Consider the following 23293-nt stretch of genomic DNA (forward strand, 5'->3'; position numbering starts at 1 on the left):
AGAGTTGTGGCGTTTGAACTTCTGGTGATTGTTGTAAGCTATTTGCTGGGCTCCGTCAGCTTCAGCGTGCTGCTGGTCAGGCTGCTTAAAGGGATTGATATCCGCCAGTATGGCAGCGGCAATGCAGGGGCAACCAACACGCTGCGTGTTATGGGCAAGGGTCCGGCTATCATGGTGCTGGCGCTTGATGTGGTGAAGGGGATTGCAGCAGTCTGGCTTGGCGTGTGGGCCGGCGGCACGGACAGCTGGGTTGCGGTTGCCTGCGGAATTGCCGCTATTGTGGGGCATAATTGGCCGCTGTACTTTCACTTCCGCGGCGGAAAGGGCATTGCCACGACCATCGGTGTCATGGCGACCCTTAGCTTCTGGCCTGCGCTCCTTGCCGGAATCATTGCGATCGGCTCGATATTCATTACCCGCTATGTGTCACTGGGCTCACTGATTTTTGTGGCGCTGACGCCGCTCTTCCTGCTGTTCACTGACTTCTCGCCGCCAGTACTCTGGGGCAGTCTTGTTATTGCCGTCTTTGCGTTCTGGCGGCACCGCAGCAATATTGTGAAGATCAGCGAGGGCCGGGAGAACAAGATCGGCGCCAAGGCCAAGGAGGGGAAACGCGTTGTCTGATAAAGTAACCGTACTGGTCGCGGGAAGCTGGGGAACCGCACTGGCTTCCGTGCTCGCGGCTAACCATCCGGAGGTATATCTTTGGACACGCAAGGCGGAGCAGGCCGATGAAATCAATAATCATCATACCAACCGCCACTATTTGCCCGATATTGAACTGCCGCATAACATCATCGCCACAACGGATATGGAGACCGCTGTCAAGGGAACCAAAGCGGTCCTGATCGTGGCCCCGTCCGCAGCCATGCGGGAGGTATCACGGGCGCTGAGGCCGTTCTGGCGGGAGGATATGCTGGTGCTTCATGCGACCAAGGGCTTTGAGACTGAAAGCATGAAGCGGATGTCGGAGGTCATTTCCGAAGAGCTCGGCTGCAGGGAAGAGAGCGTTGTAGTGCTCTCCGGACCGAGCCATGCCGAAGAAGTCGTGCGGCTGTGTCCGACGACCGTTGTGGTGGCCGCGCGGGAAAACGGCCGTGCCGCAGCGGCACAGGAGCTGTTCATCAACAACGACTTCCGCGTCTATACGAACCGCGACCAGGTCGGCGTTGAGCTGGCGGGAGCACTTAAGAACATTATCGCATTGGGTGCAGGCTTATCCGACGGACTAGGCTTTGGTGACAACGCCAAGGCGGCTCTGCTGACGCGCGGCCTTGCCGAAATCTCCCGGGTAGGCGTGGAGCTGGGCGCCAATCCACTCACCTTCTCCGGTCTCGCCGGACTGGGCGACCTTGTGGTAACAGCGACAAGCCAGCACAGCCGCAATTGGCGGGCCGGTTCCATGCTGGGCAAGGGGAAGGCGCTGGATGAGGTGCTGGAATCGATGGGGATGGTGGTGGAAGGCATCCGTACAACACAAGCCGCCCATGCCATTGCCAAGAAGCTGGGCGTCCAAATGCCGATTACCGACCAGATTTACCATGTACTCTTCATGGGCCGCTCACCGCGGGCGGCGGTCGAAGCGCTGATGGCGCGTGACCGCAAGACGGAGATGGAGTCTATCTCCCAGGAAACCTGGGAAACGTGGCATTCCTGATTTGCTCACCTTTTGCCGGAGATTCTCATATGTTGTTATGGGGATTGACGGAGGAGGGATGAACAGTGAGCAAAGATTTCTCCAAGGATGCGCTGAATGCCATCAACAAAAAAACGGGCAAAAATATTACTCCGGGTGCAGTCAAGAAGCTTGCCGGCACGGTTAAGCCGGGAACGATGCAGAATGAAGCCCAGCTCCGCCAATTGATCAAGCAGGTATCGGCGATGGCCAAGGTGCCGGTCAGTGAAACGACGGTGCAGGAAATTGTCAATGCAGTCAAAAAAGGCGGTGCCAACTTGGGCACCATGGAGTCCTTAATGAAAATGATGATGAAAAAATAGTCGCCGCAGCTTTCGGCGATCAGGGTAGACAGCCGGTGAATCGCTGAATTCACCGGCTGTTTGCTGTGACTGTAATTCGAGCTTTATTAGGTCGCAGGTATTAGGCTATAATATTCGCAAGCTCAAGATGTAAGTTCATACATAACTGGAAGATTTGTAGCGCGTTGCATTCTGTGGAAACGGATGTGAGTCTATGGCAGGCAGGCAAATGTCTCATAGCTTGATAAGTGCGCTTGGCGTCATATCGCAATGTCTTGAAGTGCCCGTGCAGGAGGGTGTGCCGGCATGGCTGCTGGGCGGCAGCTGCGGGCAAATGCTGCAAGGAGTCGACCTGAAATCGCCACCCCGAGATGTTGATCTCTACAGCGATCTGGATAGTGCAGACAGATTGCGTGCCAAGCTTGGCCGCTATTCATTGGATCAGGCCCCGCTGGAGGATGACAGCGGTGACTGCTTCTCGCTGCGCAGCCGGTTCTTCATCGGCGGAATCCAGGTGGAGCTTATAAGCGGCTTCCGCATCTGGAGCACAGGGGCGTTCCGTGTAGACATTCAGCGGATACTGCCGTTTGCTCCGGTAGCCGATGTTTCCGGGGCGGGAGCACTGCCGCTTATACCGCTGGCCGTGGAGTGGGTCTGCTGCCAGCTGCGCGGCCGGCAGGAGCGTGCGGTCCGGATCGCAGAAGCCATGCGAAGCAATATGCCGGCACATCTGCCGCTGCTGAAGGAATTGCTTGCCGAACATAGACTATATGAAATGCTGCGCCCCCGGCTGACGGAGCTGGCGGATTCCTCCCTGAATAATCTTACCGGCCAGGACAAGGCAGCAAATTAGAAAGGAAATAAGCATATGCAAACCTTACATAAAGTGACTGTAACGTTCCAGCCGGAAGGCCGAAAGGTTGCTGTGAATTACGGTACCACCGTGCTGGAGGCTGCCCGCAGAGGCGGCATCACGCTGCCTACCCGCTGCGGCGGCAAGGCAGGCTGCCTGATGTGCAAGGTCACGGTGGACGAGCAGGAGGCGTCCTCGCTTGCATCGCCCGGCGAAATCGAGCGGCGCAAGCTCGGCAGCCTGCTGGAGAAGAACGTCCGGCTGGCCTGCCAGGCAGCCGTTAAGGGGGCGGTGACTGTCACCGTCCCCGAGGACCCGCTGAAGGCGGCAGTCCGGCGCAGGCTGGAGGCCGCACGCAGTGCCGAAGAGGATCGCCTCTGGTAAGCGTAAAGGCCGGTTCTAGCCGGCCCTCCCCCCTCATATGATGGATGAGAAGACTTTCCGGGCGTCGCCGCCTATGCATCTTCTTGATAGCTTTGGCAGAAAAAATGCCGAATTGATGGATGCTGCAGGTCTAAATCCGTTCCGGTTACATATGATGATACTAGTCCAAATGTATGTCCGAGCATTCGGGGTTTAGCGCTGGAGCATAAGCTCTTCTCAAGGCAGCCGCTGGGCCCCGGGCGGGCAGCAGTCCGGTGGATGCCCTGAAAGGGTCAGCTTGCCGGCGGAACGCGAAGTCGATGCTCTTCAGGCATTTTTTCTTCGGGATTATATGAGGAGGGGATCTCTTTTGGAAAAAGTGGATATTTTCAAGGACATTGCCGAGCGGACCGGCGGAGACATTTATCTGGGCGTCGTCGGCGCGGTTCGCACGGGAAAATCAACATTTATCAAACGCTTCATGGAGACGATTGTGCTGCCCAACATCACCAGTGAAGCAGACCGTGTCAGAGCGGTTGATGAACTCCCGCAAAGTGCGGCTGGCAAAACCATCATGACCACAGAGCCGAAATTCGTACCCAACAACGCGGTGCAAATCAAAGTGGCTGAAGGGCTGGAGGTCAATGTCCGGCTCGTGGATTGTGTCGGTTATGCAGTTGAAGGTGCCAAGGGCTACGAGGATGAAAACGGTCCCCGGATGATTTCGACCCCTTGGTTCGAAGAGCCGATTCCGTTTCAGGAAGCGGCTGAAATCGGCACGCGGAAGGTCATCCAGGAGCATTCCACCCTGGGCGTTGTCGTTACTACAGACGGCACCATCGCCGAGATTCCGCGCAGCTCATACATTGACTCCGAAGAACGGGTGATCGCCGAGCTGAAGGAAGTCGGCAAGCCCTTTGTACTGGTAATCAACTCTACCCGGCCGCGCAGTGAAGAAGCACAGCAGCTGCGCAGCGAACTGGCGGTAAAGTACGACATCCCGGTCATGGCGCTCAGTGCAGCCAATATGACCGAGGAAGATGTAACCGGAGTGCTGCGCGAGGTGCTGTATGAGTTCCCGGTCCATGAAGTAAACGTCAATCTTCCAAGCTGGGTCATGGTGCTTGGCGAGAACCACTGGCTGCGGACCAGCTATGAGAATTCCGTCCGCGATACCGTCAAGGATATCCGGCGCCTGCGCGATGTAGACCGTCTGGTCTCCCAGTTTACCGACTACGATTTTATCGACAGAGCCGGCCTTAGCGGCATGAACATGGGCCAGGGCGTGGCTGAAATTGATCTCTTCGCGCCCGAGGAATTATACGATCAGGTGCTGATGGAAGTGGTGGGCGTAGAAATCCGGGGCAAAGATCATCTGCTGCAGCTGATGCAGGATTTCGCCCATGCCAAACGGGAATATGACCGCTTCTCGGAAGCGCTGGAAATGGTGAAGACGACCGGCTACGGCATCGCTGCTCCTTCGCTGGCTGAGATGGCGCTCGATGAACCGGAGCTGATCCGCCAGGGCTCCCGGTTCGGAGTTCGGCTGAAGGCGACTGCGCCTTCCATCCATATGATCCGCGTCGATGTGGAATCGGAATTCTCGCCGATCATCGGGACAGAGAAGCAGAGCGAAGAGCTGGTACGGTATCTCATGCAGGATTTCGAGAACGACCCGATCAAGATTTGGGAATCCGATATATTCGGCCGTTCCTTGCATTCCATCGTCCGCGAAGGCATTCAGGGCAAGATCGCGATGATGCCGGACAACGCCCGTTACAAGCTGCAGGAGACGCTCGGACGGATTATCAATGAAGGCTCCGGCGGACTGATTGCGATCATCCTGTAATGAGTAACAGCGGGTGCAGGACCACTGTTTAAGAGCTTGAATCATGAAGCCAAGAGAGAGCGGGAGAAACTCCTGCTCTCTTTATTCTGTTAGTTTACTAGCCACCTTTTCTGACAATAATAGAGAATAGTTTCAGATGATTTTTCCGTTAAGGGTAATACTTTATGCTTGTTTTTTGCGTAACGCCTTGAAATTATGGATGGGCTGTATTACTATAAGTTTGTTGCGCTTCGAGGAAGAGTAGCGCTGAAAGCTAGTAATAACGGGATTATCACGTATATTTTACGTTGAAACGGAAAGAGTGTATGATACCGGAACATTACCCAGGAGGTGAAAAGACATGAACAAATCTGATTTGATCAACGTGGTCACAGAAGCAACCGAACTTCCCAAGAAGGATGCTACCAAAGCGGTAGACGCTGTTTTCGAAGCTATTTCCAGCGCCCTGCAAAACGGGGATAAAGTACAGCTGGTCGGATTCGGAAACTTTGAAGTGCGCGAACGTTCCGCACGCAAAGGCCGTAACCCGCAAACAGGTGAAGAAATCGAAATTCCTTCGAGCAAAGTGCCAGCCTTCAAACCGGGCAAAGCACTGAAAGACGGAATTAAATAATGATTTCTACATATCGCGATTCCGAAGCATAGTCTTCCGCGTAACGACAATGCCGCCTTTTAGGGCGGCATTTGTTTTTGCAGGCATGCTTCTTTTCCATTATGCTAGTGTTAACGACCCAATCGATAAAGGAGGATTAAAATGGCCGAGAAGAACAGCGGAAGCATTCCCGCTCCGGCGGGAGGCGATTATATTGTGGTGAAGGCCAAAGAGAACGGCGTGCAGGTCATCGGATTAACCCGGGGACTGGATACCCGGTTTCATCACACGGAGAAGCTGGATAAGGGCGAAGTGCTCATCGCCCAATTTACCGACCATACTTCTGCAATGAAAATTCGCGGTAAAGCGGAAATCTGGAGCAAGCACGGACAAATGGAAAGCGAGAGCTGAAAGCAGGCGCAGCCTGCTTTTTTGAACTGTAAAGGCTGGAAGCTGTCCGCTTTGAACAGCCGTATCTTTCCCGCAGACCCGAACAACCCTCTTGATCAGAACGGCATAGCCCTTTCTTCCTGCCCATATACTTAGGATAGGCATCCTGCGCTTTCGTATATTCGCAGGGTGCGGCGGAAACGCTGGAAGCAGGAGGTGGAGCATGAACCGCAGCTGGCTTATTGGAATTGTCATGCTGGCCGCAGCAGCGTCTGCGGCGGTGCTGCCGCAGCTCGCGGAGCTGGAAGCCGCGCAGCACCGCCACAGAGGCGTGGCGGAGGCTACCTTCGCAGATGATAGAGTGCTGGGCAATAATAACCTGGTGGATGCGCTGGCAGCCCTTCCCCTCTCGCTGTCAGTAGACAGTGTGGGCTGGAACGGACGGGTGCTGTCGCTTGATCTGAAGGTTACAGGGAGCGATCATACGCCCGGGGAGCTGTATAACAACATGGCGGAGGCGATGACGTTCGCCTTCCAGGAGACCTCAAACGTTGGACAGCTGCTTGTGCGGGTTATTGCCGAAGATAAGTGGCTCGGCACCCGGCGCTTGCTGCTGGCGGGTGATATCCGCCGCACGGAATGGTCCCCTCAGCTCATGGAGGAGTTGCGCCAGGCCGGCGACCATCCGCTTCCTGAACGGCTGAAGACGCTCCTGCGCATAAGCGAGAGCGATTTGTGGAAGCAGCAGTTCATCCACCCGTGATCCGGGTAATGAAAGGTCAAGGGCTGCCCGTGCGTGAGCAATAAACATGTGATATAATAGACAAGATTGTGAACAAAGGCATAGTCATAACGTCAATGGCTTCGGAGGCTGAAATGAAACCGTACCGCATACCGCAAATCGCGAAACCTTACACAGACTACGACATGATCCAGCGGCATACGGAATTGCCGCCTTTCCCGGATGGACGTAGTCATTTGTTATATATTTTTCTGAATCACGGCCGTCCGGAAGACAACTCCGATGGTGAGCTTTATGCATTGGTGACAGGACTGGTCCAACTGGGACTGGATACCCATGAGAACATTGACCGCTCCCCCGAAGGCCGCGAGGAATCATCGATGCGCTCTCGGCAATTAAAGGTCCTGGCCGGCGATTATTTCAGCAGCTGGTTTTACCATTTGCTTGCCCGGCGCGAACGGATTGAGATGGTAAGCATCCTCAGTGCGGCCATTGCCGACCTGAACGTAATGAAATCCCATGTATATGGCAAGATGAAGGAGAAGCTGCTCTCCGCTGAACAATATTTGCGGCACAAGGTACAGCTCAATATGCGGCTGTTTCTTTCTTTTACACCGCTGATTGAAGAACCGCTGAAGGAGCTGTGGGAGAAGCTGCTTGCAGAGTTCAGCCATTGCGAGACAGTCTGCCATGAGCTGCGGAGCAGTGCTGATCCCGCCAGCGGCCACGAGGGCTACTGCTACTGGAGGCTGATGGAGAACGTCTCGGAGGATGAACGCCGCCAGCTGCGGGAGCAGAGTCTGGATATCAAGGACTGGAAGAAATTGAAGCTTAAATATAAATGCGATTATATGCTGACGGACAAGCTGCACAGCTCCATCGCGGCCGTCCAGAACCTTCTGCAGGGCGTGAAAGACGAGCAGCTGACGTCAGAGCTGCGTACCGCGCTTGACCGCTTTACTCAGCAGTTGAAAATATCCGGACAAGCGGCCGTGGAGGGATAGGGCATGACGACAGACAAAACTTCCGCCTTGACAGAGGCGGGCGTCAAACCGAAGGAACAATTTGTACATTCCGTGTTTGAAAGCATCGCCGGCAAATACGATCTGATGAACGATATTCTCAGCTTCCGCCGGCACAAGGCCTGGCGGAAATTTGCAATGCGGAAGATGGGGATGAAGCACGGTGATTCGGCGGTGGATTTGTGCTGCGGCACCTGTGACTGGAGCATCGCCCTGGCGGAGGCCAGCCAGACCGGCTGCGTGATGGGGCTGGATTTCAGCGCAAGCATGCTGGAGGTAGGACGGCGCAAGGTAGAAGAGGCTGGGCTGTCGGAGCGGATTTCGCTGGTGCAGGGCAATGCGATGGAGCTGCCCTTCGGCGACAATTCCTTTGATTACGCCACCATCGGCTTTGGTCTGCGCAACGTGCCGGACCCTGTCCGCGTGCTGAACGAGATGAAGCGGGTGGTGAAGCCCGGCGGCATGGTCGTATGCCTGGAGCTGTCCAAGCCGATGAGCCAGCCGTTTAAAGGCATTTATTATTTCTATTTCCGCAAAATGCTGCCGCTGCTCGGCAAGCTGTTTGCGCAGCGCTACGAGCAATATAAGTGGCTTCCCGAGTCGCTGGCCATGTTTCCGGACAGAGAGCAGCTGGCAGCGATTTTCCGTGATACGGGACTGAAGCAAGTGGAGGCCTACCCCTTGACCGGAGGCATCGCGGCTTTACATATTGGGTTCAAGGAGAACTGTAATGTTTAAAAAAGTCGGTGTTTTTCTGCAAATGATCAAGTTTGAGCATACGGTGTTTGCCTTGCCGTTTGCTTTTATGGGAGCGGTGCTGGGCTCGGTGGTTATGTCCGGCGAACTCCCGACCTGGGCGCAGATCGGCTGGATTATTATGGCGATGTTCGGCGCACGCAGTGCGGCCATGGGCCTTAACCGGCTGATTGACCGGGTCAGTGACGCCAAGAACCCGCGCACGGCCGGCCGGGCCATTCCCGCTGGACTGCTCAAGGTCGGCGAAGTTATTATTTTTATCGCTATCTCATTTTTCCTGCTATTCTGGGCGGCGTTCAATCTTAATCCTCTGTCGGCCAAGCTGCTGCCGATCGCCGTTTTCTTACTGGTCTTTTACTCCTTTACGAAGCGCTTTACCTGGGCCTGCCATCTGATCCTCGGCCTGACCATCGCACTGGCGCCGCTGGGCGGCTGGGTTGCCGTTACCGGCAACGTGGACTGGACCGCCATGGTCTTTTACTTTACCATCGTGTTCTGGACCGCGGGCTTCGATGTGATATACTCCTGCCAGGATGTCGAGTTTGATGTCAAGGAAGGGCTGCATTCCATTCCGGCACGCTTCGGCGTACCGCGTGCGCTGCTTATCGCCAAGATATTCCATTTATTGACCGGCATCGGCTTCATTTCGCTGCTGTTTATGACCGATTTGAGCTGGTGGTACGTGGCCGGTATGATTATCGCTTATCTTATTCTTTTTTATGAGCATCATATTGTTTCACCAAGCGACCTGAGCCGTTTGCAGACCGCTTTTTTTACGATGAACGGCGTGCTTAGCATTGTGGTGTTCTCGTTTACCCTGATTGACCTGGTGGTGCAATTCTCCAAATGACGACAGCGAACGGACAAAAATTTGTAGTCGGCATCACCGGAGCCAGCGGCGCAATCTATGGCATCCGGTTGACGGAGACGCTGCTTGCGCAGGGACATACGGTGCATTTGGTCGTCAGCCAGGCTGGCTGGCGTGTGTTCAAGGAAGAGCTGGGTTATGCCGTCACTGACCGGGAAGGCTTCTTGAACGAACAGTTCAAGGGCTATCCCGGTTCTCTGCTTTATCACCCTGTGCAGGATATCGGGGCGTCCATTGCCAGCGGCTCGTTCCGGACGGCGGGGATGATTATCATGCCCTGCTCCATGGGCACACTGTCTGCTATAGCTAACGGCACCTCCGATAACCTGATGACACGGGCCGCCGATGTGATGCTGAAGGAAGGACGGCCCCTGCTGCTGGTGCCGCGCGAGACGCCGCTGCATGCCATCCACCTGGAGAATATGCTGAAGCTGTCCCGGCTCGGGGTGAAGCTGATCCCGGCTATGCCGGCGTTCTATCAGGGACCGACGTCTATGGACGATCTTGTTAATTTCATGGTCGGCAAAGTGCTGGACAGCCTGGGGATTGAGCATCATTTATTTCGCAGATGGGGGGAATAAAGAATGGAACTATCAGAGCCTACTGTAATCGGCAAAATCAGCTACACTAACTCCTGGCCGGTTTTTCACCATTTCCACCCCGCAGAACTCGGCATTCCCGCAACATTGGTCAGCGAAGTACCGGCTGTGTTGAACCGGGGGATGGCTGACGGCACCATCCATGTCGGTGCGTTGTCTTCCTTCGCCTATGCGGCATCCAGCGACAAGCTGCTGCTGCTGCCTGATTTATCCGTCAGTGCGGAGGGGCGTGTGAATTCAATCCTGCTATTCTCCCGAGTACCAGCGGCAAGCCTCGGGAATGGAAGGATTGCAGTCACGAACACCTCGGCGACCTCGGTTAACCTGCTGAAGATTATTATGGCAAAAGCCTTCGGCGTCCAGCCTGAGTATGTAAGCGCCGATCCGGATTTGGACGACATGATGGCGGAAGCAGACGCCTGCCTGCTGATCGGCGATCACGCAATCCGCGCCTCCTGGCAGGATCAGGGCTATATCGTTACCGATCTGGGTCAGCTCTGGAAGGAGTGGACCGGCTGCAGTATGACCTTTGCCGTATGGGCGGTGAACAGGCAGGCTGCAACGGAACGTCCTAAGGAGCTGGCGGCTATAGCCGAGGCGTTAATCCGCAGTAAGGAGCGCGGAGTGGCGGAGCTTCGGCCCATTGTCCTTGCGGCCTGTTCCGAGATCGGCGGCACTGCCGCCTATTGGGAGAGCTATTTCCGCAATCTATGCTATGAATTTGGGGAAAGGCAGCAGGAAGGCCTCAGTCTTTATTTCCGCTACGCCTATGAACTTGGCCTGCTGCCGCGGGAAGTTCGGCTGGAGCTCTGGGAATCGAATCTGCTGACACGGGTGAAAGAATGAAACGAATGCAAATGTTCGGATTGCTGAGCAAGGATATGGACCGGATTGAGCAAGAGCTCTACCGCATTGTAGAAGGCGGGGATGATCTTCTGACCGAGACCTCGCTGCATCTGCTCAAGGCCGGCGGCAAACGCCTGCGGCCGGTCTTTGTGCTGATGGGCGGCAAATTCGGCCAATACGATCTGGAGAAGCTGAAACGGGTGGCGATTCCCCTGGAGCTGATCCACAGCGCCTCTCTGGTCCATGACGATGTCATTGACGACGCAGAGCTGCGGCGCGGCGAACCGACCGTCAAGGCGAAGTGGGATGATAAAATCGCCATGTACACCGGGGATTATATTTATGCCAAGGCGCTGGTGATGATCGCCGAGCTGGAGAATCCGCGCATTCACCAGATTCTGTCCAAAGCCATGGTGGAGATGTCCATCGGCGAGATGGAGCAGATCCGCGATTTCTTCAACAGCGAACAGAGTGTGCGCCATTATTTGCGCCGCATCCGCCGCAAGACGGCGCTGCTTATCGCAATCAGCTGCCAGCTCGGGGCGCTTGCTGCCGATGCTCCGGCAGAAACGGCCCGGCTGCTGTACAATTACGGCTACAACGTCGGGATGGCCTTCCAGATCCGCGATGACCTGCTGGACCTGTCCGGCACGGAGAAGCAGATCGGCAAGCCGCCGGGCAGCGATATGCGGCAGGGAAATATCACCCTGCCCGTCATTTATTCGCTGGAGGACGAGCGTCTGCGTGCACGGCTGCTGGAGGAGCTGGCACGGGTCCGTGAAGGCGCAAGCGACGGCGCACGGGCGGTCGATCTGATTCTGTCCGGCGACGGAATCGCCAGGGCGGAAGCGCTGTCTACGCGTTATATCGACAAGGCGCTCCATGCGCTGGAGCAGCTGCCGCATAACCGGATGAAGCGGAATTTGCGCGAGATCGCTTTTTTTGTAACAGGCCGGGCGTATTAACGAAGAAAATCTTGCAGGTTTGGCGTTCACAGACGGCCGGGTTTCTGATAAGATCAGAAAATAATAATCCTGAATCAGGGAAAGTGGAGAGTGACGAATGGAAAAAACGTATCTGATGATCAAGCCTGACGGCGTTCAGCGCGGATTGATCGGGCGTATTGTCGCCCGCCTGGAGGACAAGGGCTTTAAGCTGATCGGCGCCAAGCTGATTCAGGTGACCGAGGAGCAGGCAAAGCGCCATTATGCAGAGCATGAAGGCAAGGCTTTCTTCCCGGAGCTTGTCGGCTTCATCACCTCCGGACCGGTGTTCGCCATGGTCTGGGAGGGCGACGACGTCGTGGCGCTTACCCGCCTCATGATCGGCAAGACCAAGGTTGGCGAAGCTTTGCCGGGGACGATCCGCGGCGATTATGCCAGCCACACGCCGCTTAATCTGATCCACGGCTCGGATTCACCGGAAAGCGCGGAACGCGAAATCGCCAACTTTTTCGCTCCCGAAGAACTATGCCAGTACAACAAAGACATTGCAGCCTGGATGTAAGTCCACGGCGGGAAGCAGGGGGATTTATGGCTGAACGTGAACCGATTGCAGCACCGGACCCGGATTACGCCGGATTTATTCATAACATCAACAAGAGCACCGGCATCGATCTCGCACAGTACAAGGAAGCGCAGATGAAGCGGCGGCTCACCACGCTCCGCATGAAGAACGGCTATCATTCGTTCTCCGAATTTTATGCGGCGATGATGAAGGACAAGGCGCTCTTTTACGAGTTTCTGGACCGCATGACGATCAATGTCTCGGAATTCTGGCGCAACCCGAACCGCTGGGAGGTGCTGCGCGATACGATTCTGCCGGAGCTGACCAAGAACGGCCGCAGATTGAAGCTGTGGAGCGCCGCCTGCTCGACCGGTGAAGAGCCTTATACGCTGGCGATGATCCTCTCGGACAAGAATCTGCTGACCCAGACCGGCATTCTGGCCACCGATATCGATGACGGGGCGCTGGCCAAAGCGAAGCAGGGCCTGTATCTGGAACGCTCGCTGAAGGATGTGCCGAAGGATGTCGCCGCCCGCTACTTTGCCCCGGAAGGACCGATGTTCAAGGTCAGCGAAACGCTCAAGAAGAGCATTGACTTCCGCAAGCAGAATCTGCTGCTCGACAAATTCGATGAAGGCTTCGATCTCATTATCTGCCGCAATGTCATGATCTATTTCACCGAGGAAGCGAAGAACAAGCTGTATCATAAATTCTCTGCCAGCCTGCGTCCGGGAGGATATTTGTTCGTAGGCAGCACGGAGCAGATCTTTACCCCGGCGCAATACGGGTTCGAATCGACGGAGACATTCTTTTACCGTAAGAAATAAGCTGTGGCCGTATGGTGTCCTTGCAGCCATGGATGCGTATACTTTTCCCTTCTGTCAGCGATACTGGGGATATGTACATGTCATCTATGTGAAAGGTTGTTATAACCGATGGACAAAAGCAAGGTGATCGCGGCTTACAGGCGCGGCATTGTTAACTTCCGTGAATGCGGGCAGCTTCTCGGTATCGGTGAGCTGGAGCTGAGAAGCCTGCTGGAGCTTACGGAGACTAGTGCCAGCAGCGAGCCGCGAAGCCGCAGAGTCAGCAGCTAGGGTGAAGGGGAATACCCCCGTGAGGCAACCGGCAGCGCCGCCTTACTCGAAAGAGTCGGGCGGCGCTGCTTCTTTGTATCCGAATCTTGGCTTGAACGGTTACCTGACCTTTCTTGTCAAAATACGGCCGCCTATACTATAATGAGCAAAGAGTTTTACATTTTAGCGGTTTACAGTTTGAAAGTGAGAAGGGGGAACGCAGCATGAGTTTACGCTATTTGACGGCGGGGGAAACGCACGGCCCCCAGCTTACAGCCATTATTGAAGGATTGCCCAGCAATTTGACCCTTGATTTTGAAGAGCTTAATTTCCAATTGCTGCGCCGGCAGAAGGGCTACGGACGCGGCCGCCGGATGCAGATCGAGAAAGATACAGCACAGATCGTTGGCGGTGTCCGCCACGGCTACACAACCGGTGCTCCAGTAGCCCTTGTGGTCGAGAACAAGGACTGGACACACTGGAGAAACATCATGAACATCGAGCCGGTTCCCGGCAGCGATGAGGAGCGCCGGCGGGTGAACCGTCCGCGGCCCGGACATGCCGATCTGAACGGCGGGCTCAAATACAATCTGACGGATCTGCGCAACGTGCTGGAGCGCTCCAGCGCACGTGAAACGGCCGCGCGGGTAGCCGTTGGCGCGGTGGCGCGCCAGCTTCTCGCCGCCTTCGGTGTCAAGATTGCCGGACAGGTCATCCGCATCGGCGAGATTGAGGCTCCGGCCAACGATCTGCCGGTCGACGAGCTGATCAAGCTGACGGAAGAATCCTCTGTACGCGTGGTGGATAAGGAAACCGAGCGCAAGATGGAAGCTTACATAGACAAGATCAAGGAGGAAGGCGACTCCATCGGCGGCATTGTGGAATGCATCGTTGAAGGGCTGCCTGTCGGCCTTGGCAGCCATGTGCAATCGGACCGCAAGCTGGATGGTGCCATCGCCGGCGCGGTCATGTCGATCAACGCCTTCAAGGGCGTGGAGATCGGTATCGGCTTTGAAGCCGGCAAGCTGCGCGGCTCGCAGGTACATGATGAGATCATGTACGAAGCATCCCGCGGCTATTACCGGGCCAGCAATCGCCTGGGCGGCTTTGAAGGCGGCATGACCAACGGAATGCCGGTGGTTGTCCGCGGCGTGATGAAGCCGATTCCCACCCTGTACAAGCCACTGCAAAGCGTGGATATTGATACGAAGGAGCCGTTCACCGCTCAGGTGGAACGCTCCGATGCCTGCGCCGTTCCGGCAGCCTGTGTCGTGCTGGAGAATGTAGTCGCCTGGGAGATCGCCAAAGCGTTCCTCGATAAATTCGGCGGTGATTCGATGGAAGAAATCCGGGCCAACTACAATAACTATCTGGCCCAGCTGGAGAGCTACTAATGACGCGCAGCATTACAGTGGAGCTGGAGGAACGCTCCTATCCGATCCTGATCGGCAGCGGGCTGCTGCCGCAGATCGGCGGGCTGTGCCGCGAAGCGGGTTATCCGCAGCGGAGTCCGCTGCTTGTCGTCAGCGACAGTGAGGTGGCGCCGCTGTATTTGGCGACCGTGGAAGCTTCGCTTAAGGCGGCGGGATATACCGTTGTCAGCCATGTTTTCCCGTCAGGTGAAGCCTCCAAATCGCTCACCGTTTATGAAGAAGTGATGACCACCGCCATCAAGGGCGGTCTGGACCGCCGCTCGGCGGTCCTGGCTCTAGGTGGCGGTGTCGTGGGGGATCTGGCCGGATTCGTGGCTGCTACCTATATGCGCGGTATCGGCTTTGTGCAGATTCCGACCACGATTCTCGCCCATGACAGCAGTGTCGGCGGCAAGGTCGCGGTGAACCACCCGCTGGCAAAGAATATGGTCGGCGCATTCTATCAGCCGGCGCTGGTGCTGTATGATCTCGATACGCTGCAGACGCTGCCGCCGCGGCAGGTGGCTTCAGGACTGGCCGAGGTGGTGAAGCATGGTCTTATTCTGGACCGGGAATTTGCCTACTGGTGCCTTGAACATGCTTCAGAGCTGCTTGCACTGCAGCCAGAAGCGCTGGGCTACGCTCTGGAGCGCGGCTGCGCCGTCAAGGCGGCTGTAGTTGCCGGCGATGAACGCGAGCATGGCCAGCGGGCCATTCTGAACTTAGGGCATACCATCGGACATGCCATCGAAGCGGTGGGCGGATACGGGGCCTTTCTCCATGGTGAAGCGATTGCCATCGGCATGGCCGGGGCGGCTCTTCTGGCCAGCAGGCTCGGCAGGGACGAGACCATCTATACCGATACTGTTGCCATGCTGAGCGCACTCAGCCTGCCTGTAGCGCTGCCTGAGACGTACAGCGAAGAGGCGCTGATGGAAGCGATGATGCATGACAAGAAGTTCAAGGAAGGCAAGATGACCTTTATTGTGCCGGATTCCATCGGTGCCGTCAGCATTGTTGACGATATACGTCAGGAGGATGTTCGCGAAGTCATCGCACAGCTCAAGAAGGAGGGAAGCTCATGGTAACCCGGGGAATTCGCGGTGCAACAACCGTTGTGAATAATGAAGAACAGGAGATTTTGCGGGAAACCGTTGTGCTGCTGCGGGAGCTCGTTCAACGCAATGAGCTTGCAGCCGAAGATATATGCAGTGTGTGGATAACGCTCACGACCGATCTGGATGCGGCTTTTCCCGCGCGGGCCATCCGTGAGATTGAAGGCTGGGAGCTGGTGCCGCTGATGTGTGCCATTGAGGTTCCGGTCAAGGGCAGCCTTCCGCGCTGCATCCGTCTGATGATTCATGTCAATACGGAGAAGTCCCAGAAGGAGATCCGCCATGTCTATCTGAACGAAGCGCAGAAGCTGCGTCCTGATCTGACACAGGCATAATTGCTTAATTTGCCGTAAGAGGGTTGCCAATTGCTGCAAAGATCAGGTATAGTGAATTTAGCCGAGTGAAGTATGAGTTTAGTTAGTTGAGATGAGTATAGCTGAGAAGAGTGCAGAAGAGCAGAGTGACAGCGGGTTGATTAGGATTATTTTAGCTGAGATCAGAGAAGTGAGCGGTGCATTTATTTGTGCTACCGTCTATCTTTGGCTAGGATATCGTCCAACTATGAACGCTGGGGTTTGCCTGTCTGTGCCGTTATCTTATACTTATTTAAACCAACCACCTCTACTCCGGTAGAGGTTTTTCTTTTTTTTATATCCCAAATTTCAATGATTGAAGGAGGTTTCCGTATGACGTACCCGAGTGTCGAAGCTGTGGTTGCCCTGTCGCGGGAATACAATCTGATTCCGGTTGCCACACGCCTGCTTGCCGATATGGAGACGCCGATCCGGTTGTTTCAGCGATTTGCGAAACATCAGCGCGCTTTCCTGCTGGAGAGTGTGGAGGGCGGGATTCAGTGGGCACGGTATTCTTTTATCGGGAGCGATCCCTTCCTGATGATTTCCGGTAAAAAGGGCGTCATTCACGTCGAAATCGGCGGCGAGAAAAAACAGCTGTCCGGCAAGCCGGTCGAGGAGCTGAAAGCTCTCTTGCGGGGCTACCGCAGTCCCAAGCTCGACGATATGCCGCCTTTCACAGGCGGAGCCATCGGATTCTTCGGTTACGATCTGCTTCAGTATTACGAGAAGCTCTCCGCGCACGCGGTGGATGACCTGCAGATGGATGATATCCGCTTCATGTTCTGTGACCGTATCATCGTGTTCGACCATGTGAAGCAGCAGATTCTGCTGGTCGGCAACCTGCACATAAAGGACGGCGCTACCGATTCGGATATCCGTACCGGGTACGAGGCGCTCAGCCGGAAGCTGGAGGCGCTGGCCGAAGAACTGCAGAAGGACGGTCCGCAGGAGAACGTGAACCGGCGCAGCATCCCTAAGGATATCGAACTGGGAGAGATCCATTCCAACCTGACCAAGGAGCAGTTCATCGGAAATGTGGAGCGGGCGAAGGAATATATCCGCGCGGGAGATATTTTTCAGGTGGTGCTCTCTCAGCGGCTGCATATCAACACAGAGGTCTCACCGCTGCATGTGTACCGGATGCTTCGCACGCTGAACCCTTCACCTTACATGTACTATCTCAAAATGGACGATGAAATCATTGTCGGAACATCGCCCGAAGCACTGGTGAAGGTAGACGGCGGCCGGGTGAAGACTAGGCCGATTGCCGGAACGCGGCCGCGCGGGGCAACTGAGGCGGAGGACCGGGCGCTGGCGGAGGAGCTGCTGGCGGATGAGAAGGAGCGGGCCGAGCATCTGATGCTGGTCGATCTGGGCCGTAATGACCTTGGGCGTGTATCTGAGTTCGGGACCGTCAAATGCGATTCGTTTATGGAGATCGAGAAATACTCGCATGTGATGCACATTGTTTCCAATGTCTCCGGCACGTTGGCCCAGAACAAGGATTTCTTCGACGCCTTCCTCTCCTGCCTTCCGGCCGGTACCGTCTCCGGGGCGCCGAAGCTGCGGGCGATGGAAATCATCTCCGAGCTGGAACGGGAAGCGCGCGGCGCCTACGCCGGAGCGATCGGTTACCTGGGATTCTCCGGCAATATGGACTCCTGCATCACGATCCGTACAATCATCTTCCGCAAGGGCCGGGCCTATGTTCAGGCAGGAGCTGGAATAGTCTGGGACTCCGTGCCGGAGAAGGAGTATGAGGAAACGCTGAACAAGGCCAAGGCGATGCTGAAAGCGATCCGGATGGCAGAAGCGATGTTCCCGGTGGAAGAGCAGGCGGCACAGGGGCCTAACCAGGATTATATGTATGAATATACGCCTTGAATGTATGGAGTGAGGGCGTTTCCTTTGAATAGTGCGAGCCGTGCCAGCGTTAGTTGGATAATCGCAACTTAATATGTGATATACCGGCTTGAAGATGAGTCTAAGTGGAAATTGGCACACTAATTGTTGAGGAAATGCTCCAAACTGGCGTTATAGCCGAAGTTTAAAGAAAATAGTTCGACGATTTCCACTTAAACCTTAGAAAAGCTTGAATCCGGCCGAATTAGTGGGACAGAATCCAACTAGATCAGTTGCAGCGAAGATGAGCCGAGCAGAGAATGCTCCATAAAACTAAGCGAATGCTTCCGATGCAAGTCTTGTCCGAAGTCATTCACGAAGTGATCCTAACAAAACTAAGCGTATGCTTTCGAAGCCAGTTTTATTGCGAAGATGAGCCGAGCAGAGAATGCTCCATAAAACTAAGCGAATGCTTCCGGTGCAAGTTTTATCCGAAGCGATTCAGCGAAGTGATCCTAACAAAACATTTAGGAGGAAAAAGACTATGGATGCAAGTCAGTTGATTCAATCGGGAATAGCCGGATTGATTGAGGGAAGAGATTTGACCCGCAGCCAAGCCCGCGAAATTATGGGCCTGATTATGGAAGGGACGGCCTCGGCGGCGCAGATCGGCGCGCTGCTGACCGCGCTGCGGATCAAAGGTGAGACAGTGGAGGAGATTACGGGCTTCGCAGAAGCAATGCGCGGCTTCGGCACCCATGTACGCACGGAAAGCGCCAAGCTGCTCGACACCTGCGGGACCGGCGGTTCGGGTATCCATAAATTCAATATTTCAACGGCGTCGGCCATTATTTCATCGGCGGCTGCAGTACGTGTGGCGAAGCACGGCAACCGCTCGGCTTCCGGCCGGGCGGGCAGCGCCGATGTGCTAGAGGCGCTGGGCGTCAATATTCATCTCAATGCGGAGCAGGCACGCCAATGCCTTGACAATATTGGCATCTGCTTCCTCTTTGCACAGATTTATCATCCGTCGATGAAATATGCCGCGGCGCCGCGCAAGGAACTGGGCGTGCGCACAATATTCAATATGCTTGGTCCGTTGACCAATCCAGCCGGTGCCGACCGGCAGCTGATGGGCATCTACGACCGGGCCAAGACGGAGACCATTGCGACGGTACTCAAAGAACTTGGCACCAAACGGGCCATGATCGTCAGCAGTCTGGATGGTTTGGACGAAATCAGCATTTCCTCCCCGACACAGGTTTCCGAACTGAAAGACGGTGAAGTAATCACTTACGAGATTACTCCGGAGGCGTTAGGGCTGAGCCGTCATCCCCTGCAGCAGGTGCTCGGCGGCGATGCGGCAGAGAATGCTGCGATTATCCGGACGGTGCTTGAAGGCAGCATCAATCCGTACCGCGATATTGTGCTGGCGAATGCGGGAGCTTGTATTTATGTCGCCGGTCTGGCCGAAACACTGGCCGAGGGCGTCGAGAAGGCGAAGGCTACCGTAGACTCGGGAGCGGCCCTAAGCAAGCTGGAGCAGCTGAAATCGATGACAAAGGAGCTTGAATATGTATCTTGACCGGATCGTTGCTACCAAATATAAAGAAGTGGAAGCTTTAAGCGAAGGCTTCCGCCTGGCCGAAGCCGAACGCCAGATTGCCGGGCTTCCGCAGACGCTGGGCTTTCGCTCAGCAGTTACCGAGCGTCGTAGCCGCGCTATGGGCCTGATTGCCGAAGTGAAGAAAGCATCGCCTTCCAAAGGCCTGATCCGTCCGGATTTCGATCCGGTAGCCATTGCCAAGGGCTATGAAGCGGCCGGAGCCGACTGCCTGTCCGTGCTGACGGATAAGGAGTATTTCCAGGGGAGCGGCCAGTATCTGCGCGATGTGCGTCAAGCGGTTACGCTGCCGCTGCTGCGCAAGGACTTTATCATTGATGAGCGGCAAATCTATGAAGCCCGGCTGCTGGGTGCTGATGCGGTCCTGCTCATTGCAGCGATTCTGGAGCCGCAGCAGCTTGCCGGATTTACCGATCTGGCTGCGTCGCTGGGACTGGATATTCTGATTGAGGTTCATGACCGCAGTGAACTGGAGATGGTACTGGATACCGGGAAGGCAGAGCATCCCGGTGCGCTGCTGGGCATCAACAACCGTAATTTGCATACATTCGAGACCTCATTGGCCACTACGGGTGAGCTCGCGGCGCTCGTACCGGCAGGGGTTCCGGTGATTAGCGAAAGCGGCATTGCCGGGCCGGAGGATGTGGAGCTGCTGCGTAATTACGGGGCTGCCGGGATTCTGGTAGGCGAGTATCTGATGCGTAAGCCGGATGTGGAGCAAGCCGTCTATCAACTGCTTGGTCCGCCTCCTTCCCGAAAGGATCGTGCGCTACATGGGTGAGACGCTGGTAAAAATCTGTGGACTTCACAGCGTTGAAGTGCTAAAATCGATGCAGCGAATACCGCTCGATTATGTAGGTTTTGTGTTTGCGGAGAGCCGCCGCAAAGTGACCCCGCAGCAGGCGGCCGAGATGATCGGCGAGCTTGCCGACTGGAAGACGGAGAAGCCGCCAGGCGCAGCGGGGGTGTTTGTAGACCCGACAGCAGATGAACTTAAGGCACTGCTTCATATTGCCCCGCTTGACGTGATTCAGCTCCACGGACAGGAGAGCCCGGCATTCTGCCGGGAATTAAAGCTAGCCTTTCCCGGAATCCAGGTATGGAAAGCTCTGTCCGTGTCCGGTAATGCTGAACCGGCGGAGTCAGCGGTTGCCGGCTTCGCGGGAACGGTTGATGCCCTGCTGCTCGATACTTACGATCCGCAGGGCAGCGGAGGCTCCGGAAAGACCTTTGACTGGAGTCTCATACCTGCCTATCAGCAGGCGGCGGCGAGTTACGGGCTGCCCTTATTCGTAGCCGGAGGACTGCATCCGGATAACGTAGCTGAGCTGCTGGAGAATTATTCCCCGGACGGGGTGGACGTCTCCAGCGGTGTAGAGACCGGCGGAATTAAGGATACGGCCAAGATGACAGCATTTGTGGAAAGGGTGAAGCAATCATGATACAAGTACCTGACGTTAACGGGCGGTTTGGTTCTTTCGGCGGCCGCTTCGTACCCGAAACATTGATGAACGCACTGATTGAGCTGGAGGAGGCCTACCGCAAGTATTCGGCCGATCCCGAGTTTCAACAAGAGATCGATTACCTGCTGAAACAATATTCCGGCCGGGAGACACCGCTATATTATGCAGAACGGCTCAGCAAACAGCTTGGTGACGCGAAGATTTATCTCAAGCGCGAGGATCTGAACCATACCGGAGCGCACAAGATTAACAATGCCATCGGGCAAGCCATTCTGGCGAAGCGCATGGGCAAGACCAAGGTGATTGCCGAGACGGGTGCGGGCCAGCATGGCGTAGCCACTGCTACAGTTGCGGCACTGCTCGGCATGGAGTGCAAGGTATTCATGGGCGAAGAAGACACACGCCGCCAGGCGCTGAATGTGTTCCGCATGAAGCTGCTGGGGGCTGAAGTGATTCCGGTCACCTCTGGCTCGCGCACGCTGAAGGACGCCGGCAACGAAGCGCTCCGGTACTGGGTCAGCCATGTAGAAGACACATTCTATGTGCTGGGCTCGGTAGTGGGCCCGCATCCGTATCCCATGATGGTGCGGAACTTCCAGAGGGTCATCGGTGATGAGACCCGGCGTCAAATTCTGGAGGCTGAAGGCCGGCTGCCGGATATACTGGTTGCTGCCGTTGGCGGGGGCAGCAATGCTATCGGCATGTTCTATCCGTTCGTTGAGGACGAGGCGGTGGCAATGATCGGCGTAGAAGCGGCAGGCAAGGGGATCGATACTCCTTTCCATGCGGCAACGATGACGAAGGGCACCAAGGGAGTATTCCAAGGCTCGCTCAGCTATTTGCTGCAGGATGATTATGGCCAGGTACAGGAGGCCCATTCAATATCGGCCGGTCTGGATTACCCGGGTGTCGGTCCCGAGCATTCCTACCTCAAGGATATCGAGCGGGCGCAATACGTACCGATAACCGATGCCGAAGCGCTGGATGCGCTGAAGCTGCTCAGTGTGACGGAAGGCATTATACCGGCACTGGAATCGGCCCATGCCATAGCCCAGGTCGTGAAGCTTGCACCGACGCTGACCAAAGACGACGTGGTTGTAATCTGTCTTTCGGGGCGCGGAGATAAAGACGTGGAATCCATCCTGGCATATACGGAAGGGGCGGGTAAGTGATGACTATTGAAACAACCAACCGCATGGATGCTACCTTTCAACGGCTGAAAGCGGAGGGCCGGGCGGCCCTGATCCCCTTCCTGACTGTGGGTGATCCCGACCAGGAAACAACGCTGGCCATCATCGCCGAAATGGAGGCTGCCGGAGCGGATGTACTTGAGCTTGGCGTGCCTTATTCCGATCCGCTGGCGGACGGGCCGGTCATCCAGCGGGCGTCCGAGCGGGCGCTGCGCGGGCGCGTAAACCTGCGCACCTGTATGGAAACGGCGTTGAAAGCCCGTCAGGCCGGCAGCAAGCTGCCTTTTATTCTGTTCACCTACTACAATCCGGTGCTGCAGATGGGCCTGGAACCCTTTTTTGCCGAACTCGCCGCTCACGAGATCAGCGGGCTGATCATTCCGGATCTTCCCGTGGAAGAATCGGAAGAGATGCGCCGCCGCAGCCGTGAAGCGGGCATCGGCCTGGTCCCGCTGGTGGCCCCGACTTCGCATGAACGGATCGAACGGATCGTCAAGGATGCCAGCGGCTTTATTTATTGTGTCTCGTCGCTGGGCGTTACCGGTGAGCGTTCTTCTTTCTTTGAGGGCGTCGAGGACTTTATTGCTTCCGTACGGCGGTCTACAGACCTTCCGGTTGCCATCGGATTTGGCATCTCCAGCAAAGAGCAGGTTGCCCGTTTTGCAGGGATTTGCGACGGAGTGGTTGTAGGCAGCGCCATTGTCCGCAAGGTGGAGGAGGTTATTCCGCTGCTGGAGCAGCCGGAGAACCGCGCTGCAGGCCTGTTGCAAATTCGTGAATTTGTGTCACAATTAAGACCGTAACCTTCAGTCTGCGCTGCAGAACTGAAGCTTGTCCAATATAGTCAGAGAG

At 55.9% G+C, this 23293-nt stretch carries 27 protein-coding genes; all 27 read left to right on the forward strand.

Annotation, left to right across the window (positions count from 1 at the left end; all coding sequences use genetic code 11):
- The first annotated feature begins 6 nt into the window (after positions 1-6).
- A complete protein-coding gene (gene plsY, locus F1379_RS14890) occupies positions 7-624 on the forward strand; it encodes a glycerol-3-phosphate 1-O-acyltransferase PlsY (protein WP_150271029.1) in 618 nt (205 codons plus the stop codon).
- Complete coding sequence (locus tag F1379_RS14895) at positions 617-1657, forward strand: NAD(P)H-dependent glycerol-3-phosphate dehydrogenase (RefSeq protein ID WP_150271032.1); 1041 nt, start codon at positions 617-619, stop codon at positions 1655-1657. The genes plsY and F1379_RS14895 overlap by 8 nt, the downstream gene beginning before the upstream one ends.
- Positions 1658-1722: 65 nt before the next feature.
- Positions 1723-1998 (forward strand): stage VI sporulation protein F, encoded by a 276-nt coding sequence (locus F1379_RS14900; protein ID WP_150271033.1) that lies wholly within the window; start codon positions 1723-1725, stop codon positions 1996-1998.
- 208 nt (positions 1999-2206) lie between these two features.
- Positions 2207-2830, forward strand: coding sequence for a hypothetical protein (locus F1379_RS14905; protein ID WP_150271035.1), 624 nt, complete (start codon positions 2207-2209; stop codon positions 2828-2830).
- Between the two features lie 15 nt (positions 2831-2845).
- Positions 2846-3214 carry a 2Fe-2S iron-sulfur cluster-binding protein gene (locus F1379_RS14910; protein ID WP_150271037.1) on the forward strand — a complete coding sequence of 123 codons (369 nt, stop codon included), beginning with the start codon at positions 2846-2848 and terminating at the stop codon, positions 3212-3214.
- A gap of 349 nt (positions 3215-3563) precedes the next feature.
- Positions 3564-5042, forward strand: coding sequence for a stage IV sporulation protein A (gene spoIVA, locus F1379_RS14915; RefSeq protein ID WP_150271039.1), 1479 nt, complete (start codon positions 3564-3566; stop codon positions 5040-5042).
- 340 nt (positions 5043-5382) lie between these two features.
- Entirely contained in the window at positions 5383-5655 is a 273-nt protein-coding gene (locus F1379_RS14920) for an HU family DNA-binding protein (RefSeq protein WP_150271042.1), read from the forward strand.
- A 141-nt stretch (positions 5656-5796) separates the two neighbouring features.
- Entirely contained in the window at positions 5797-6045 is a 249-nt protein-coding gene (mtrB, locus tag F1379_RS14925; RefSeq protein ID WP_150271044.1) for a trp RNA-binding attenuation protein MtrB, read from the forward strand.
- Positions 6046-6247: 202 nt separating this feature from the next.
- Complete coding sequence (locus tag F1379_RS14930) at positions 6248-6787, forward strand: hypothetical protein (RefSeq protein ID WP_150271047.1); 540 nt, start codon at positions 6248-6250, stop codon at positions 6785-6787.
- 113 nt (positions 6788-6900) lie between these two features.
- The gene (locus tag F1379_RS14935) at positions 6901-7770 is read left to right on the forward strand and encodes a heptaprenyl diphosphate synthase component 1 (RefSeq protein WP_150271049.1); all 870 of its coding nucleotides are present in this window, start codon (positions 6901-6903) and stop codon (positions 7768-7770) included.
- Positions 7771-7773: 3 nt separating this feature from the next.
- On the forward strand, positions 7774-8526 hold the full coding sequence (locus F1379_RS14940; protein ID WP_150271053.1) for a demethylmenaquinone methyltransferase: 753 nt from the start codon (positions 7774-7776) through the stop codon (positions 8524-8526).
- Positions 8519-9394, forward strand: a complete 876-nt coding sequence (locus tag F1379_RS14945) for a UbiA-like polyprenyltransferase (protein WP_150271054.1) — start codon at positions 8519-8521, stop codon at positions 9392-9394. The genes F1379_RS14940 and F1379_RS14945 overlap by 8 nt, the downstream gene beginning before the upstream one ends.
- Positions 9391-9993: a UbiX family flavin prenyltransferase gene (locus F1379_RS14950; protein ID WP_150271056.1), complete on the forward strand. Its 603-nt coding sequence runs from the start codon at positions 9391-9393 to the stop codon at positions 9991-9993. The genes F1379_RS14945 and F1379_RS14950 overlap by 4 nt, the downstream gene beginning before the upstream one ends.
- Positions 9994-9996: 3 nt before the next feature.
- On the forward strand, positions 9997-10857 hold the full coding sequence (locus F1379_RS14955) for a menaquinone biosynthetic enzyme MqnA/MqnD family protein (protein ID WP_150271058.1): 861 nt from the start codon (positions 9997-9999) through the stop codon (positions 10855-10857).
- The gene (locus F1379_RS14960; RefSeq protein ID WP_150271060.1) at positions 10854-11822 is read left to right on the forward strand and encodes a polyprenyl synthetase family protein; all 969 of its coding nucleotides are present in this window, start codon (positions 10854-10856) and stop codon (positions 11820-11822) included. Before F1379_RS14955 ends, F1379_RS14960 begins: the two co-directional genes overlap by 4 nt.
- A gap of 97 nt (positions 11823-11919) precedes the next feature.
- Positions 11920-12363 (forward strand): nucleoside-diphosphate kinase, encoded by a 444-nt coding sequence (ndk, locus tag F1379_RS14965; RefSeq protein WP_150271062.1) that lies wholly within the window; start codon positions 11920-11922, stop codon positions 12361-12363.
- Positions 12364-12389: 26 nt separating this feature from the next.
- Positions 12390-13190 carry a CheR family methyltransferase gene (locus F1379_RS14970; protein WP_150271064.1) on the forward strand — a complete coding sequence of 267 codons (801 nt, stop codon included), beginning with the start codon at positions 12390-12392 and terminating at the stop codon, positions 13188-13190.
- A 108-nt stretch (positions 13191-13298) separates the two neighbouring features.
- Positions 13299-13460 carry a hypothetical protein gene (locus F1379_RS30005; protein ID WP_203457101.1) on the forward strand — a complete coding sequence of 54 codons (162 nt, stop codon included), beginning with the start codon at positions 13299-13301 and terminating at the stop codon, positions 13458-13460.
- A 203-nt stretch (positions 13461-13663) separates the two neighbouring features.
- The gene (gene aroC, locus F1379_RS14975) at positions 13664-14833 is read left to right on the forward strand and encodes a chorismate synthase (protein WP_150271067.1); all 1170 of its coding nucleotides are present in this window, start codon (positions 13664-13666) and stop codon (positions 14831-14833) included.
- Positions 14833-15939 carry a 3-dehydroquinate synthase gene (aroB, locus tag F1379_RS14980; protein ID WP_150271069.1) on the forward strand — a complete coding sequence of 369 codons (1107 nt, stop codon included), beginning with the start codon at positions 14833-14835 and terminating at the stop codon, positions 15937-15939. Before aroC ends, aroB begins: the two co-directional genes overlap by 1 nt.
- Positions 15933-16301 carry a chorismate mutase gene (gene aroH, locus F1379_RS14985; RefSeq protein WP_150271071.1) on the forward strand — a complete coding sequence of 123 codons (369 nt, stop codon included), beginning with the start codon at positions 15933-15935 and terminating at the stop codon, positions 16299-16301. The genes aroB and aroH overlap by 7 nt, the downstream gene beginning before the upstream one ends.
- 351 nt (positions 16302-16652) lie before the next feature.
- Entirely contained in the window at positions 16653-18206 is a 1554-nt protein-coding gene (trpE, locus tag F1379_RS14990; protein WP_150271073.1) for an anthranilate synthase component I, read from the forward strand.
- A gap of 502 nt (positions 18207-18708) precedes the next feature.
- Positions 18709-19749 (forward strand): anthranilate phosphoribosyltransferase, encoded by a 1041-nt coding sequence (gene trpD / locus F1379_RS14995; protein WP_150271076.1) that lies wholly within the window; start codon positions 18709-18711, stop codon positions 19747-19749.
- A complete protein-coding gene (gene trpC, locus F1379_RS15000; RefSeq protein ID WP_150271078.1) occupies positions 19739-20569 on the forward strand; it encodes an indole-3-glycerol phosphate synthase TrpC in 831 nt (276 codons plus the stop codon). Before trpD ends, trpC begins: the two co-directional genes overlap by 11 nt.
- Complete coding sequence (locus F1379_RS15005) at positions 20562-21230, forward strand: phosphoribosylanthranilate isomerase (protein ID WP_150271081.1); 669 nt, start codon at positions 20562-20564, stop codon at positions 21228-21230. The genes trpC and F1379_RS15005 overlap by 8 nt, the downstream gene beginning before the upstream one ends.
- A complete protein-coding gene (gene trpB / locus F1379_RS15010) occupies positions 21227-22423 on the forward strand; it encodes a tryptophan synthase subunit beta (RefSeq protein WP_150271083.1) in 1197 nt (398 codons plus the stop codon). Before F1379_RS15005 ends, trpB begins: the two co-directional genes overlap by 4 nt.
- Complete coding sequence (trpA, locus tag F1379_RS15015) at positions 22423-23244, forward strand: tryptophan synthase subunit alpha (protein WP_150271085.1); 822 nt, start codon at positions 22423-22425, stop codon at positions 23242-23244. The genes trpB and trpA overlap by 1 nt, the downstream gene beginning before the upstream one ends.
- Positions 23245-23293 lie beyond the last annotated feature (49 nt).

It is taken from the genome of Paenibacillus tepidiphilus (genome assembly GCF_008635795.1).
Classification (GTDB): Bacteria; Bacillota; Bacilli; order Paenibacillales; family Paenibacillaceae; genus Paenibacillus_AQ; species Paenibacillus_AQ tepidiphilus.